Here is a 16,861-nt window from a genome sequence, read left to right on the forward strand (position 1 = left end):
TCCCTTACCATTGTGTAGCTTAATTTGCTTTGATACTAAGCGTTACGCCACTTGCAGTGTTGTAGCCTCGTAAGTCAATATGCCAAGTACCTGCTTGAGGATTAGCGATAGTACACGTTTCATTGTTGCCATTTTTGTATGGACGACATTGATAAGTTGTCGTCGTAGACGCAGCGCCAAAGTTCACATAAAGGTCCGCATCCCCCGTGCCACCAGAGATAGTCACGTCTAGCGATGAATAGCCTGCACTCAAGTCTTGAGTGAAGCGCGCCCAGTCACTACGCGCTACTGACACATTTGATTCTGTGCGGTCTATCGGCGTTGGACCCCCTGTATCTGTAGAGAAGCTACCCGTTAGCGTTACGCCAGAAATTTGATTCCACGCTTCCACCATTACAAAGTAAGTACCAGCTTGAACATTGTTGATAGCGCAGCTCTCTGTAGAGGTTGAGCTTGTGCTCTTACAATCAAATGTATCTAGCGATGGACGAGCACCAAACTTAACATATAAGTCAGCATCCCCTGTTCCACCTGCTGTCGCAAAGTTCAAGTTTGTCGCGCCCGCAGGCACATTTAGCACAAAGAACTGCTGCGCTTTTGATGCGCCAGAAATCCCCGTACGAGGCACTCCGTTGAAGATTTCTTCATCTGTAATTGGACCGCCACAATTACCACCTGGGCTTGCCGTTGAGTTAACTCCTACTGCTGCCAAGGCCGCTTTTACGTCATCGGTATCAAACCCAAGCGCACACGCAGCGTCAATTGCGCCATTACCAGCTAAATCCCAGTTGGTGTTTGCTGTCCAAAATTCCTGGTTTGCTTTGGCCATAACCAAAAACGCTTTTTTGGTATCCCAACCAGTCGTGGTTGCAAGATTATAAAACGCTTTATTGAAAACCCCCGAACTGTGATGAACATCCATACCAGATGTGTAGTCAGATTGATGGTCAATCGAGCGGCCATCTTGAGTTGGGTTGTTCATATAGCGAAGCGCACCTTCAGCTTTAAATATTTCTTGGCCTACCAACCAGTCATTTGTGCCTTTCATGTAAAATTCAGCCGCTTCACCCGACATATCTGAAAAAGCTTCGTTCAAACCGCCTGATTTGCCGCTATATACAAGCCCTGAGTTTTGCTCAGTAAAACCATGGCTCACTTCGTGCGCAGACACATCTAAACTTACTAGAGGGTAAAATCTATCTTTGCCATCTCCAAATGTCATAGCACTGCCATCCCAAAACGCATTTTCATAGTTGCTGCTGTAGTGAACACGCATTTTTAACTGGAATGATAATGGCGCAGTCCCTAGCCATTCGTTGTACATATCAAATACGACGTTGCCAAAGTAGTGAGCATCATTTAACGGAGAATATGCACCATTAATTTCTTTTATTGTGTTTTCTGGGCAAGTAAAGCTGTGGGCAGATGTACCTGAACTACCATGATTTAGGTTAATCGTTTTAACATTGGCATTATTCATAGTACAAGTATTGCCAGACTGGCTTACGTTTAAATAACCATAGTCTGTACCATATACATAGCGCCCTGTTTTTTGGTTACCACCGGGGCCCGTGCCATCTGCGTGTTGCAGATTTTCATAACTGAACAGCAACTCGCCAGTATGGGCGTCAATGATTTGATAAGGACGTGAGGGGTTGTCGCCATATACAACGTATTGTACCTCATAGGCTAAGTAAGCCTTTTTATTTTTCTTGTTAACCCACACAACGAGCTTTGAAGTTTCATTATGCTTTTTGAGTTTATCACCTTTAGCACTTAGTGCTTTCATGCCATGCGCTTGCTCAGCACGCGCTATCGCCATGTCTTTATTAAGGGTTGGTGTTACCGAGTATAGATCATCAGCAATATCAAATACCGCAGCACCGTGTACAAACTTCAACTGCTCATTTTTGTCAAATGACAAAATCACTGTATCTCCAACCACAGGCACGCCCTTGTACATCTGCTGATAACGACGCGTCACATCGCCATTAGGTTGTTTGAACTCTTTAAGCAAGATCAGCTCATTGTCGGCACTTAATCCAATAATATCTCGCGGTTTATCAGAGAGAACTGATACAGCCTGCGAGTTAACCGCGGTATTAATAGTTGGGTTTTGATTTAAAAACTGCTTGTTTGCAGCGACCGCTGAGCTCATGTGAGCCAAAGCTAATGCTGAAAGTGTGGCTAAAGTGATATTTGATAATTTCACGTTTACGCTCCAAATTGTTATTTATGTTGTATCCGTCAGTCGTTCTGACTTTTATTAGCGAAGAGATTCAAATTAGTGACTCATCGCTAAATCCAGCTTAGTTGAGCGCACAAAAAAAGCACAACGAAAATTAACAATAAATAAACATCAGAGCAATAACAAATATAAACTTATATTTCATTAAATTAAGGATATATGAAGGGATGAAAATGAACTAAAACAACCGAAAGTGTAAATTTTAAGTTACATAAATTTACAAAATTTAAAACTCAAATATACCTCAATCATCAAAAAAACATAAATAAACCGTAAAAATAACAAAGCGAGCATTGAAAATCTATAAGCACTTAACATATCGATTCAACAACGTAGAGCTATTAATCAAAATAGCTAGGTACAAATGTAACAACGTAAAAACCAATAAACATGCTACACCTAGTAACCCACAATTCTTCCATTAAAAAGCACAGTAAACCAAGTAAATTTGAGCTTACTGCGCATTAATACGTATTTAAACTAAAGATTCACATATAAATCATATGGTTATCCCAGTGCAATTCGTGCTTAACCTGATGTTTATAACTAGACAAGATACCGCTACCCGTACTTGCGATAAACTCATCTTGATAAGGTGCTATTCCAGCACAATCAATCTTGTTTTCAATTACCGGTAAATTTTGTAAGTGCCTATCCCAAACCCCCACAACGCCACCTCTCGGAGACGTAACCGCAAGTTTATGATCATCATGAGATACAGCCAGGCTGGCTATATATTGCTTAAAAGAGCGCCACTGCTCATCACTGGCAGGCAAAGCATGAAGCTGCTCACCTCTACTATGGGAGAACACCAAAGGTTTAACATAGTGCGCGGGACCTTGATACTGACAACCCACATAAACCGTGTCGTTTTTAGCCAAACACAAATGACGGGTACTGAGCTGGTTATCTGGTGGCAATACCGTCTCTACAACCTTACCTGACGATATGTCTATATAGCTTAGGTTTGGCTTCATGCTATCAATATTCAGCTTGGTTCGGGGGCGCGCAGGATGAGTATGAATTCCACCATTGGCTACCACCAACGTATTTTGTTGCCTGAGCATTGCCAGCTGATGGGGACCAATACCACCGCTATTAAACTGCGCTTCAACTTTGTAATTATGGGTATTTCTTACAACAATTAAGCCTTCATATGCATGATAGGAAGGATCGAATTTGTTTTCAGTGGTATACAAAAACCGACCATCCAGGCTCAATGTGCCATGCCCAAAAAAATGTTGGTTTTCTGCACTATCTATGCGATGTCTGATTTTATTCTCATTAACATCAATAACGTACATTACACGTCCTGGACGTCTTGAAAAAACCAATAATGAATCATTGTCTGGGACATAGCATAAGTCATGTGCCCGGCTATCAATAGCAACTTTTCCTAAAATCTCACCTTGGCCATTAAACCATCCAACATAGTGATCTCCGTGATTATCTGTATAAGCACTAGCAAATCGTGGTAGCACATTCACAGTGCAACCACTTAAAGCTTGCATAACGCATATGCTCGCGCTCATAGCCAGTACGCGCTTGCAAAATTCGCGACGCGACATAGCATTTACATTAGATAACACTATCAATCTCCGTCATTGGTATTAAACCCAGGAGCAAGACCTGTTATTTGCACAAAATCACTACTCATAATACTGCGTAAATTTGCTATTGACGTTGCAAGCATTGCAAGCTGAGCACGCCCTTCACTCGTGGTGATAAGTGTTTGCATCGGCTTGTATTGTGTGGCATCAACGCCGTCATACACCGCTTGAAAATGCAGGCCTATCTCAGTAACAGTATCCTCTCGCTGATTAACCTGTTGCAAGTAATCATCAAAACCAAAACCTTGTTCACCAAGGTAAAGTTTTTCAAGTGCTGTCACGTTCGCTTTAATATTAGTTATCGATGTTTGACTCAATACACTCTCTATTAACTCAAGCTTTCCTGGTGCTTCAAGCGCCAAAGGACCGTTGATTTTGTTGTCTCGAATAATTTCTAGATATTCAAACCAAATCGTTAAAAGCTTCTCTAATGCCTGTTTTTTGCTTGAAAACACCCCCAAGCCATGTTTGAAGTTATTGCCATAGTCACCTTCCCACGCTTCAATGCTGTTAACTATCATCGTATCAATATTCTCAGTGATCGCACCTAAGTACGCACAACGGCGAGTAAAATCAACAGCCTCAAGCAATGGCACATCAGAGTTATAAATAATGTATTCATAAGCTGGTAGACCCTGTACTTGGTGTTTCATCGCGCTCACACCGCCAGATAGATCCACTTGCTCAGCCATTAAACTTTCCACATCGTTGGCAAGCTTATTGGCGGAAATTGGCCAAAATTGGATACGGGAATAATGAAACGTCTCAGCGATAGGACCGAGCTTTATTGTTCTTGCCTGTTGCCATGCCAAGTGCGTCTGCTGCCACGCTTGCTGTAATTGAGAGAGGCTGTTTTGATCTCGCTGTTCATTATTACAAAACTGCGTGGTATGCATTTTCAATTTTAAGTTTTGCTCACGAACCTGTTGATAGGTTGGAATAATCACGTTATCAACCAAGTTAGATGTTAGCTTCTCATATCCTTGCTCTGCGGTTAGCTTTTCCTGGGTGTTAGGTGTACCCCCAGAGTTGCTATCTACATTACTATTATTTTGTTGGTTGCTATCAAGCTGTTTACTGTCTGAACCACCTGAGCCACATCCACCTAATGACACCGCGCTCAGCATTGCAATAAATGCCCATGACATTGCTTTACTATCTGTATTTAACATTCTATTTCTCACTAAGCTTATATTTGTTTTAAAAAATAAATTAATGCGTTGCGTTGCTTGGCTGATAGCTGCATGAAGTTCTGTTTTATAACTTGTGCTTCGCCGCCATGCCATAGAATGGCCTCTTCCACGGTACGGGCCCTACCATCATGCAAATATGCCTCAAATCCTTGTACCCGCTTTTGCAACCCGATACCCCACAAAGGCGGGGTGCGCCACTGACTTCCCTTAGCGAGATTCTCAGATCCTTGATCTGCTAGCTGCTCCCCCATATCGTGAAGAGCTAAGTCTGAGTAAGGATAAATGTGCACACTTTGTAGTGCTTTAATGGGGTAATCAGCTCGGGTGATATATTTTGGTGTGTGGCAACTGTTACAACGCAATTGAAAGAATATGGTTCGCCCTTGCTGAGCTCGTTCGCTGGTTAAATCTCTCGCTTTAGGGACTCCCAGCGTTTGATTCATATAAACGGTTAAATCGTGGAGTTTTTTTGGTATATCCAGTGTTCCATAAGGGTCAACGCTCGCGGCTTTAGCGCACATTTTCTGCACATCAGTACACACTTCATCAGCAAAAATTGCATTCGTTATGCCCATATCATTTACAAATGCGCCCGCCACTTGCTGCTCAAGCGTTGGGTGTAAGCCTTTAAAGCCAAACCGCCCTATTTGTATTTGACCAGTTTGAACATTTTTGACCCTATTATATTGTGTGCGTATGCCATCGCCATCAATATCATCAACATCTTGCTGCGCGAGTAAATCTTGCTCGCTAATGGCATCGAGTAAGCCCATTCCATAAATAGCAGGCGCGTAGCGTGCCGACAACACGGTATTTTTTTCAAGTTCTCCATATTCCAACTTATCTAGATGATAAATTGGCTTTCTTAAACGGTATTCAGAACCATCTGGGTATCGACCTGATATATTTTGGTAATTAACCCGAACCCTACCTTCCCCTTTCACCGGTCTCGGTAGCTTGTGATGAGACAACCTTACCGCATTGGGCTGTAGCTGACCGCCATAGTGCTTATCAACACCGTTACCATCTCGTTTTAGTAATCGAAATAAAAGAGCGGGTGAGGCAAATTCCCCGCTATTATTCAAGCGCCCCCGCCCACCATCATGATGACAAGCTTTACATGAGCGAGCATTAAAAAGCGGACCTAATCCGTCTCTATCAGAAGTAATAGCAGGAGAAGCAACCCAGGGATCTCGAAAAAAAGAAAACCCATCCCAAAAATCTAGTTGCTCAATCGTCGGAATATTACCTGCTGGATGAATAAACGTTCTTGTTGCCACACGCTTTGCCGTGGCTTTTCCACCAGGAAGCTGTTCTCGCTCTGAAAAGCTGGGCACTGCTTGCTTTTCAAAAGACGTCAGTGCACTGACTTGCGCCAAAACACTTTGCACAACCGCCGTACTGCTCAATACTGCGACAGCTAAAATACGCAACACATACATTAGAGCGACCTTAAAAATGCAAGTAATGCAACACGCTGTGCCTTGTCCATGTTAACAAACGCTTGCTGTGATGCTTTAGCTTCTCCGTCGTGCCATAAAATCGCTTCTTGGATGGTCCTTGCCCTACCATCATGTAAAAACGTTGCTTTTGGATTAACCGTTTGAACTAAGCCAATCCCCCATAAAGCAGGCGTTTTCCACTCAGTTCCTGTTGCATCTCCCTCAGGGCGGCCATCTGCAAGACCTTCACAGCGTTGCACATAAATGCATTCTTTACCCTGTGAACAAGTCTGACCATCTGCAAGCTCTCTACTTACACGGCATGAACCTCCCATATCATGTAGCAACAGATCAGTGTATGGGTAAATAACCTGATGCTCCAACGCCGTAATATTTGTCCGTGTCTCAGATAACGTCACTAAATCAACATCACCCAACACGCTACCTAGTGCCGCCCCTGTTTTATGACGGGGCACATGGCAGCTATGACAATTAGCCGCATAAAACTGCTCTCTACCTGCCAAAACGTCGGCTTGCCAAGTTTGAGTGCTTTCATCAAACCCACGTCGTTTAGGCACAGCCAAAGTTCGGTTGTAAAATTCAACCTGTGCAAGGTCAACATTGTTTAGGTCCACGCCGTTGTGGTGTTTGTTATTTTCTAATTGTGCTTGGGCGGAGCAAGCATCCTGAGCTTGCGTGCATGGTTCACCTGGATTGACGGTATTGGTAATTCCCATATCGCCACGATATGCTCCCGAGATCTGTTGCAGCACCGAACCTGTGACTGCTTTTTGTCCAAATCTTGCTATTTGTGACTCACCAGTCAGTGGATGATTTGTAAATGCGGCGCGTCCAGAAATCCCATCATTATTACTATCATTGGGGTCTTCGTACGCTAATAAAGATTGCTCAGGAATACTTTCAAGTAAACCTGAACCATACACATGGGGGGTTACTCGGGCAGAAAACTGCACATCGTCAATAAAGTCACCGTATGCGAGATCTTTAATTTTATAGACTGGCTTACGAAGTTCATAGCTTTCACCATCCGCAAAACTGCCGATAACCGTCTCATACTCAACCCACGTATATGCCTCACCGTATGCTAATCCGTCATCTAACGCGCCACGATACTTAGCGAGAGTAGTTGTTTGTCCTGTAATGGTGCCAAATACTTGAAGCTGATCACCATAGGTCGGCTCGACATTACCTGAGCTATCACCGACCCTTAAGAACATACTAGTCATCGGTTCGTTTGCATTTGCAGGCACTTGCCCACGGCCATCTTTTATATGGCAACCTTGGCAACTTGTGTTATTAAATAACGGTCCCTGTCCATCATGGTTACTGCGAAAGGTGTGATCGCCAGCTTTAAACACCGCATCTAATTGGGGTGAGTCTACAATCGCCGGGATAGCTTTACTATATGCATTTTGGTCAAGGATGTGGGTGGTCGCCAAGCCTGCACTTAAGTGCTCAGCATCATCAGGTTTATTTGTTAAAAGCGGGGGTAACCCATCAGTGACTGAAATGCTAAACGCCGGTTTATCTGTCGCAACATGATCAACTGTGTCATTACTAGTATTTTGCTTTTCGGTGTTAGTGTTGTTTGTTGAACCACCTCCACAAGCGCTTAGTGTTAATATTGATATATAAGTTAGTAGTTTATTTAAATAATGTGTCACTTCAGTGCCCCTGATCTGCCATATATCTCTATATGTCAGAAACTGAAATGGCTGGCATTGCGCCAGCCTAAATAATTATTACAAGTTGTTAGATATTTTCTTCTGTATCTTGTTTAAGATCTTCCGCCGACACGCCTAAAGCGTCGATGGCTTCTTGGATCAGATCAGTTTGCTCTGCTAATGCAGTAATTGCAGCATAGATATGAGCTTGATTTTCAGCCTTTTGTATTTGCACATCGAAAGACATACCTGCTTTTGCTGTCTGGTCAATAATGAGTACTTTAGCCATCGTGTTATCAAGGGCTGTTTTTAGTTTTAACGCTAGCGCTTCATGACCTTTTGTTACCAATAAATTATGGATGCTCGGTCCGCTTTGCTCTAAGCCATTAATATCAGTGTAAAGACCTAAATATGTATTGCGAATGCCCTTCGCATTTAGGAATATATCTCGGTGCGTATTGTCAGAAAAACACGAATGTTCATCTTCTTGGCTATCAGTGCGCACTGCAATACTCATACGCTCTCCAGCCAATTCACCAAAACTCAAGCGCCCCATACTTTCAAGCATGGCCCCTAAGTTAGCCGCAGCATTGTCGGCTTTGGTATATTCTTGATAATGAAAACCCGTTTCAGGATGCCATGCATCAACCACCGCTTGTAAATCTTGCACAAGTAATGCTGCTGCCGCTTTTAAATAATCACCACGACGCTGACAAATTTCATCTTGTGCACCCTGCTCACCTGATGTACAGGTGCGGCCATTAGCTTCACTGCTCGGTAGATTACTGCTCGTGTAGTAATCTGTTACAGGGCGATGACCCGCGGTGTAATCACGTTGTGCTGTGTAGGTTAAATCGGCATTCAGATCTTGACCCCATAGTAAAAATTCAATCGCATGGTAGCCTGAGGTTACGTTTGCCTCTTCACCGTCTAGCTCAAATTTTTCACGAATTAAATCCGCAGTGATCTGGGCAAAGGTGAAGCTGTCTTGAATAATATTGCCACCCGATTGATATACAGCCGCATTACCACGCGCTTCATTACCATCCATATCTTGAGTGTAATCAATGAGCGCTTCAGCTAGCGGCCATGCATTAATTGCTCCCTCTGGACCCTGACCGTCTTGCAACGTCCAATTACCTTGCTCATCTTTAGTTAGCGCATCAATTGGCCCTTCACGAAAACGAAACACTTCACTTTGTCCATATGGTTCGCGTGAATTTAACCAAGCTTGCTTTGCGAGCATAAAATTAGCCTCACTAGGCGTCGCAACAAACGTATTTATTGCTTCTTGTAATGATTTAGCACTGCTTAAAGCATCAGAATAAACGGCAAAAGCATAATTGGCGTTGGCTGATACGACACTTTCAAACGTCGCAGTAGGATGCACAACTTCAGTTTGTTGACCCGTTGTTTGACCATTTCCTTGCGAGTTATCAACAGGTGCAGCCACCTTTTTATCGCTGCCACCACAGGCAGCTAAAACGCCTACACATACGAGCGAAAGTGCAATATTTTTTATGTTTTTCACAGTAATCCCAATTTTTGTAAGGTTATTATAGCGCTGGGCATGTTATCGAATAACAATGATGCATTCAATAACTATTTTCATTTAGATTTACACACCCAAATAGGAAACACCCTTAAAGCAAGAAATCACGACGCATATATTGGGGTATATTTATGATTTTATTGATACTGTAGTAATTACTAAATTAACGCAATTTTTAAAAGCAGAAGGATCGCAGTAGGAGTTTCACAAAAAGCGAATGTAAAACCGATTGGGTGATGAATAAGCTATTTTCATTCCAACTCACTTAATTAAGTGATCTTTTTTTTGCCGACAAAACCTATCGATAGCAAGGCAAAAATATCGCTATTTAGTAGTTCTAAATTAAAAATTTTTAACGCAGCTAATGTTGGGTTTTGTCTCTAAAAATGCTTATGTATTATTGCGGATTGATATTGGTTAAAACTTTTGTACATACTGCACGTGAATTGCTCTTCCCGTGCCAGGTATTCTGCCATCGCTCATGCGCGGTTCAAATATTACGTACTGCTTATCAAACAAATTTTTTACCTTCATTACAATAGATTGGCTATTACCTAAGCGCCATGACAACGATGCCCCCAAAAGACTGTAAGCCGGCTGATCATAGTTATCTAACACGCCTGGCTCCGGTGTTTTTACAAATACACTGTCTCTCCACAATGCATTAAAACTAATTTGTAGCGGATCCATATTATGCGTCACAGCAAGTGATGCAAAACGCTTATAGCTTGGATTAAAAGGTTCATCTAGTAAATGGGTGTACCCCATCTCAAGCCAAGTACTAGGGGTGATATTAAACTTACCACTCACCTCATACCCTTGCATATCGGTGTTAAACGTATTTAAAAACGTAAAGCGTCTTTGTTCTACAGGTAACTGCCTAGTATTAATTGGTACAAGATTTATAAAGTCCTTAAGTTGGTTATCAAAAAGCACAAGATCCAGTTCCCAACTATGATATTTACTGTGCCATACCAACTCCGTTGTTTTTACATACTCAGAGGTCAAGTTTGGATTGCCCACAGTTACATCATCATTAGAGTTTAGCTCGTTACTAACAGGCGTACGAAATGACTCTCCGTATTGAAGCTTAATCGTATTTTGCTCCGATAAAGAGTAAATAGCAGCGACTCTTGGCGAAAACTTACTATCTATGTCCTTAACATCATCATATCTGGCACCCACAAAGAGTGTTGCTTTCTCGCTCATTGTGTATTTTAGTTGCCCATATACTGCCGTTGAGTCAAAAGACTGCAATAAAGTGTTAAACGGCTGATGTGGGTTCACGGTGATAATGCCATTTTGGTAAAACTCTTCCCCTAAAAAAACATCACCGCGAGCAAAGTCATAATAACTAGTGTTAATTCCAGCTTCAGATTGTTCTTCTTCTGAATACTCAACACCAAAATTCAATGCCAACGAATTATTTACTCTAAAGGCGCCATCCAAGTTCAACGTTAAGTCTTTTGATTGCCAACTAGGTCCAACAAAAAAGTCATTCTGTAGGCTTAAGTCTTGAGCCGATGCAATTAACCCAGCGGAATAGATATCATGCTCAATATACTTAACAGTCGAGCTCACATCCCATTGGGCACTTCTAAGCCAATCATAGCCAATTAATACCGCTAAATTTTGGCTCTTATGTTTATTTTCATCCGACCAACCGGCTAAATTAACAAAACCGTTTAGTTGAGTTTGGTTATGCCACATTGACAGCTTCAGATCTCGCCACTGCCCACCAAGTTCAATAAAGTAACTCGCAAGAGGATCTCTTACTCCTTCAACATAACGCTCACCTTGCTGTCCTTGCCAAGAAGCATTGCCATATATATTTAGATCACCAAAGAGTACTTTATTAAAACCGACAGCTGCTTGAGTAAATCCATGCTCGCCTATGCCCAAACTCATGTGATTGTGATCTTTCGACGTAACTATATTCATTACGCCTAAAAATGCATTGCTCCCATAAAGCGCTGAGCCCGGGCCACGTATAAACTCTACTTTTTCAATGATATCTACCGAAATATGGGGCATATACACCGAAGCTTTACCAAATGACGACTCATTCAAACGATGGCCATTAAGCATCACAAGCACATTACCACTGTCTAAAAATATACCTCGAGTATGCTCTTTGGGTACTGCTCCCACCCAGTCGCCACGAGTTGATTGAAAACCTGGCACATAGTTCATTAACTCGTAGGCATTTGTTACACCTAAAAGCGAGATGTGTTGTCGATTGAACACAGTGATGCTCGAGGGCACACTGGCTCTTGTTTCATCAGTTTTAGTGGCTAAGTTGATATTTACGTCGAGAAGTTCTTCAAAGGATAGGGCAAAAAGATCTGATTCATTTTTCGCGTGACAAACGCTAGAAGCCAGACATATAGCAAACAAGGGTATTGTTTTTATCGGGATATTTATCATTATTCAGCCTGGCTACATATACTGGCTGAATACACAAATCTATAGAATGAGGACAGCACAGCAAACTTCACATTATATTAATAATACAAATGATCAGCAGCCGTGCAAGCTTTTAGGTGTAATTTATTGAAATTTATGTGGCTACGCTACTTTGCTTCGCTTTTAAATACTTCACTAAACCTATTATCGAAGCCGCTATCCAAAACAACTCAATAACAAAGCTGGCTAGGTTAAAGTTGTAACATAAGCTGATCAACAATAGTATCGCACCAGAAAGGTTCATCAGGTTATAGGTTAAGCTTTCTGGTGAGGCTTTTCCTAATTGCAGCATAAAAAACGCACCTACAACCAAAGCCGTTCCGCTCATACCTATTACATCAAAAAGAATATCGATCATGTTTTTGTCCATTAGAAGTGCCAAATTTGGCTTTTTGCTCACCCAAACACACTGGCCCGTTCCATGGGGAGGGTAATTTTCAATCTTTGAAACAGCACAAACGGTGGCAATACTATCAGTTGAAAAATACTGAAACAGGATAATTGTCCGCTATTTATTTAAACCTAACTTTGCCACCAATAAATTTAATGGCGGGCGTGCCGCGGATCAAAGTAGAACGAGCAAATTCTTGCTCGCATTTTGGACAGTGACTGTTATTTTGCGTATGGTTTTTAACGATACGTTCTAAAAAGCATTTAACCAAAGCACCTTTACCGCCTTTACGGTATTTAAATAAAGTCGCCGCACAGCTGGAGCAATAAATATCAACTGTACGCACGGGCCCTTTTTTGTTTGGTTTAGCCATTATAATCTATCCCGTAATACTCAATACTGATGCCATTAATACAAACTGACAAGTATGATACCCCCCGTTAATAAAAAATAAGGTCAATGGTCGCTGCTCGAAAATATAGCTGATCCCTAATGTTGTGCTTACAAGCCCTGCGCCTATCGAGCCGCCCAAGATAATCGCATCTATCAATAGCGGATCTTTACCCAATAAGACAGCCATAAAAAATGCAGCTATGAGCGCTAAAACAAATGCACCACCGTAAATGAGTTTAGGGTCGCTTTGCTGGAGATCTACGTCGGTTAGTCCGCAACACTCCATCCACTTTTTGCCAAATAGCCATGGAGAGTACCATGCCCCACCAAGCATAAATGATGACAAAGCTGCCAATAATACAGCCCAGTAATTCAAATCAAAAATCAGCATAAAGGCGTCTTCTGTTATTTTAATTTAAATTTAGGCAATAGTTGAACCTTGAGCAAATTTGCAGGTAAGACCAAAACACAAACTTACTTTACAGCCATAGCGGGTATTCATATTCCAGCACTAAGCTATCACTTAACGAGCAAGCGTTCTTATCGTTTATTTTAACACAAGTATTTTTGGCAATGTGGCTTTGAAAGACCGACTATAGACTTTATAGAACAAAAACAGAGTTTCAACTGTTTAAGATAATTTACGGCAAATAATCTAATCTGCTTAATTTAAACATTTAAGTTGAAGAGAATATATACAATACAGATCAGTCATCTAAGCGCAATTTAAACTCTGCGCATGGTGTCCCCTGATGAAATACCAACCTCCATAAGTCATGTTCTAATCGCCACAAGGACATACGAACAGAGTAATTGAGTTGACACTTAACACTGCGTCTGTAAGCAGCCTGATACGTAAGCTGAACAAGATGGGGGCCAAGCATTCGGCCTTTAAACGTTTGGTTATAGAATTGGGGAACCTTTTCATTAGGCAAACGAGAAATAACATGCTTTTTATCAAACATCAGGCCATTTGCCGAAATTTCATAAAAATCATCACTGAGTAGTCTCTCTAGCATGTCACATGATTGACGTACACCCGGCTCTAATAATTGCCGCTCTTGATCAATAAGGAGCTCAAGTAATTCTGCGTTAATTTTATTGGTCATAATACCTTACAAATCAATATGTACCTTACTGATGAGTCTAGTCTACACTGATGCCTATAGGCAATATCAACTGGTGATCACCCTAGATATTTGCTATAAATGCCCTAACTTGGCCACTGGTCAGACAAGAATAAGAGAGCCGCATGATTTACGCAAAAATTACTGGCTGGGGTAAATGTATCCCCCCTGCCAAAATATCTAATGAAGAATTAAGTCAAATTGTTGATACTAATGATGAATGGATCAGCACCAGAACGGGTATAAAAGAACGCCGAGTTAGCCACGCCACCACAGCAGAATTAGCGACTGTAGCAAGTCAGCACGCGCTCGCATGTGCTGGGTTAACAGGCAAAGATATCGACTTAGTCTTATTAGCAACTTGTACCCCTTCGACTATGGTTGCTAATACCGCATCTCTTGTGCAAAAAAATATCGGTGCAACAGGTGCAGCGGCTTGTGATACTAACGCGGCTTGCTCTGGTTTTTTGTACGCATTACAAAATGCAACAGCTCAGATTCAAGCAGGTATGATCAAACGTGCGGTAGTCGTGGCAGCAGAGCGAATGACTTGGTATGTCAACTGGGCAAAAAGAGACAGTGCAGTGTTATTTGGTGATGGTGCAGGTGCGGTTGTACTAGAAGCGAGTGAAGAACCTTGTGGTTTACTTGGCACAAAAACAGGCTGTGACAGTACCGATAGAGATATTCTTCATATTGCCAACTACGGTACTGATATGGATAAATATCAACCAACTGGCCCCTCTGATCTTCTGTTTGAGGGTCGTGAAATATTTAAACGTGCTGTCAAAGGCATGAGCGAAGCGTGCGATGAAGTGCTAGATAAAGCCAATTTGAAACTAAGTGAAATTGATGTTTTAGTTCCACACCAAGCAAACTTACGTATCATTCAGGCAATTCAACAGCGTCTAGACATACAAGATGATAAAGTCATGGTTAATATCGACAAATATGGCAATACATCAGCGGCAACTATTGCGATTGCTCTGTGTGAAGCCGTTGAAAATGGGCTTATTAAGCCACATAGCAATATCATGTCAGCAGCTTTTGGCGCAGGCTTAACTTGGGCCGCAAGCTACATTAAATGGGGTGATAGAGTAACCCCGATAGCACAAAGCGATGCAACATTAGCACCTTGCACGCAAAGTGGCGTTGAGCTGATCACTCCAGCTGTGAAAGCTTGCCAATAAAGGTATCGCCATTATCCCTACATGAATGATAAAATTTCACTTATTCATTCAAGTAGGGATAACATCTTGTTTAAACCACATACAGAAATTAGTCAGTTAGAACCAACAGCAATCTGGCAATTTTTTGACCAAATTTGTGCAATCGCACATCCATCTAAACACGAAGAAGCATTAGCTAAGTTCATTGTTGAATGGGCGACTAATAAAGGGCTTGATGTACGTCGAGACCCAACTGGCAATGTGTTTATTAAAAAATCAGCAACGTCAGGCATGGAAGACCGCAGAACTGTAGTGTTACAAGCTCATATTGATATGGTGCCGCAAAAAAATGATGATACCGACCATGACTTCACTTGCGACCCGATAAAACCTTATGTAGATGGAGAGTGGGTCACCGCAACAGGCACTACTTTGGGGGCCGATAATGGTATCGGAATGGCATCATGTTTAGCTGTGCTTGCAGCAGACGACATCCCTCACGGCCCACTAGAGGTCCTTCTTACTGTTGATGAAGAAGCTGGTATGACTGGTGCTTTTGGGCTCAAAAAAGGATGGCTTGATGCAGACATCCTACTCAACACCGACTCTGAACAAGAAGGCGAAATCTATATGGGCTGTGCCGGTGGCGTAGACGCAAGCTTAAAGCTTGCTGTTGAGCGTCAACCATGCGCTGATATGCGAGTTTTTGAAATATCACTCAAAGGGCTCAAAGGCGGGCATTCTGGTGTGGATATTCACACTGGGCGTGCAAACGCGAACAAATTATTGGCGCGCTTTTTACAACATCATGTGACTGATGTTAACTGGCACCTTATTGATATCAAAGGGGGCTCATTACGTAACGCTATTCCAAGAGAAGCCTACGCGAAAATTGCCTTATCAGCTTCTGAGTTAACGGCTTTTGAAAGCCAACTGAACAATTTTGAAGCACTATTAAAAACTGAACTAGCATCAATTGAAACTAATATATGCTTGAATATAAAAGAAGATTGTTCTCAGCTCGCTCCTATGAGCGAAGCATCTCAAAGCCAACTATTAGCGCTACTCAACGCTTGCCCCAACGGTGTTATTCGCATGAGCGACGACATCGAGGGCGTTGTTGAAACATCGCTCAATGTGGGCGTGATTAAAACATCAGATGAGCATGTCGAGATACTATGTTTAGTACGTTCGCTGATTGATTCAGGAAGAGAAGATGTAACTGGTTCATTGCGCTCTCTAGCATCCCTCGCCGGCGCTAATATTGAATTATCGGGCGCCTATCCAGGTTGGAAGCCTGATCCCGATTCACAAATACTTCATATTTTCCGCGATGTATATGAAGGCATCTATGGCAAAAAGCCTGACATTATGGTTATCCATGCAGGACTCGAATGTGGTTTATTTAAAGAGCCGTACCCTAATATGGATATGATTTCGTTTGGCCCAACCATTAAATTTCCTCACTCTCCTGATGAGAAAGTAAACATTGCTAGCGTTGGCTTATATTGGCAACAAATGAAAGCCATCTTGGCCAATATCCCTCACAAATAATGACACTAAAAAGCGGGTTATGATAAACCCG

The 16,861-nt window shown here is 42.0% G+C and carries 13 protein-coding genes; 2 read left to right on the forward strand and 11 right to left on the reverse strand.

Annotated features, from left to right (window positions below):
* Positions 1-19: 19 nt before the first annotated feature.
* The 11 genes from GDK41_RS17595 to GDK41_RS17645 all read right to left on the reverse strand — a co-directional run bounded on the left by GDK41_RS17595 (position 20) and on the right by GDK41_RS17645 (position 14,089).
* Entirely contained in the window at positions 20-2,212 is a 2,193-nt protein-coding gene (locus GDK41_RS17595) for a M4 family metallopeptidase (protein WP_152087786.1), read from the reverse strand.
* A gap of 524 nt (positions 2,213-2,736) precedes the next feature.
* Complete coding sequence (locus GDK41_RS17600) at positions 2,737-3,837, reverse strand: DUF1513 domain-containing protein (protein ID WP_152087787.1); 1,101 nt, start codon at positions 3,835-3,837, stop codon at positions 2,737-2,739.
* A gap of 2 nt (positions 3,838-3,839) precedes the next feature.
* Positions 3,840-5,030, reverse strand: coding sequence for an imelysin family protein (locus tag GDK41_RS17605; protein WP_172971669.1), 1,191 nt, complete (start codon positions 5,028-5,030; stop codon positions 3,840-3,842).
* Between the two features lie 17 nt (positions 5,031-5,047).
* Positions 5,048-6,493, reverse strand: a complete 1,446-nt coding sequence (locus GDK41_RS17610) for a di-heme oxidoreductase family protein (protein ID WP_152087789.1) — start codon at positions 6,491-6,493, stop codon at positions 5,048-5,050.
* Entirely contained in the window at positions 6,493-8,178 is a 1,686-nt protein-coding gene (locus GDK41_RS17615) for a di-heme oxidoreductase family protein (protein ID WP_232056603.1), read from the reverse strand. The genes GDK41_RS17610 and GDK41_RS17615 overlap by 1 nt, the downstream gene beginning before the upstream one ends.
* 88 nt (positions 8,179-8,266) lie before the next feature.
* Positions 8,267-9,709 (reverse strand): imelysin family protein, encoded by a 1,443-nt coding sequence (locus GDK41_RS17620; protein ID WP_152087790.1) that lies wholly within the window; start codon positions 9,707-9,709, stop codon positions 8,267-8,269.
* Positions 9,710-10,147: 438 nt separating this feature from the next.
* Positions 10,148-12,157, reverse strand: coding sequence for a TonB-dependent receptor plug domain-containing protein (locus tag GDK41_RS17625; RefSeq protein WP_152087791.1), 2,010 nt, complete (start codon positions 12,155-12,157; stop codon positions 10,148-10,150).
* Positions 12,158-12,290: 133 nt separating this feature from the next.
* The gene (locus GDK41_RS17630; protein WP_152087792.1) at positions 12,291-12,554 is read right to left on the reverse strand and encodes a CBU_0592 family membrane protein; all 264 of its coding nucleotides are present in this window, start codon (positions 12,552-12,554) and stop codon (positions 12,291-12,293) included.
* Between the two features lie 154 nt (positions 12,555-12,708).
* Positions 12,709-12,960, reverse strand: coding sequence for a hypothetical protein (locus GDK41_RS17635; RefSeq protein ID WP_152087793.1), 252 nt, complete (start codon positions 12,958-12,960; stop codon positions 12,709-12,711).
* 6 nt (positions 12,961-12,966) lie between these two features.
* Positions 12,967-13,371 (reverse strand): DUF1761 domain-containing protein, encoded by a 405-nt coding sequence (locus tag GDK41_RS17640; protein ID WP_152087794.1) that lies wholly within the window; start codon positions 13,369-13,371, stop codon positions 12,967-12,969.
* A gap of 316 nt (positions 13,372-13,687) precedes the next feature.
* The gene (locus GDK41_RS17645) at positions 13,688-14,089 is read right to left on the reverse strand and encodes a nuclear transport factor 2 family protein (RefSeq protein WP_152087795.1); all 402 of its coding nucleotides are present in this window, start codon (positions 14,087-14,089) and stop codon (positions 13,688-13,690) included.
* 143 nt (positions 14,090-14,232) lie between these two features.
* Here GDK41_RS17645 and GDK41_RS17650 point away from each other — a divergent pair, with 143 nt between their 5' ends.
* Together GDK41_RS17650 and GDK41_RS17655 are read left to right on the forward strand one after the other, a co-directional pair.
* On the forward strand, positions 14,233-15,297 hold the full coding sequence (locus GDK41_RS17650; RefSeq protein WP_152087796.1) for a ketoacyl-ACP synthase III: 1,065 nt from the start codon (positions 14,233-14,235) through the stop codon (positions 15,295-15,297).
* A 66-nt stretch (positions 15,298-15,363) separates the two neighbouring features.
* Positions 15,364-16,830: an aminoacyl-histidine dipeptidase gene (locus GDK41_RS17655; RefSeq protein WP_152087797.1), complete on the forward strand. Its 1,467-nt coding sequence runs from the start codon at positions 15,364-15,366 to the stop codon at positions 16,828-16,830.
* The last annotated feature ends 31 nt before the right edge of the window (positions 16,831-16,861 follow it).

The organism is Pseudoalteromonas sp. A25 (assembly GCF_009176705.1).
GTDB lineage: Bacteria > Pseudomonadota > Gammaproteobacteria > Enterobacterales > Alteromonadaceae > Pseudoalteromonas.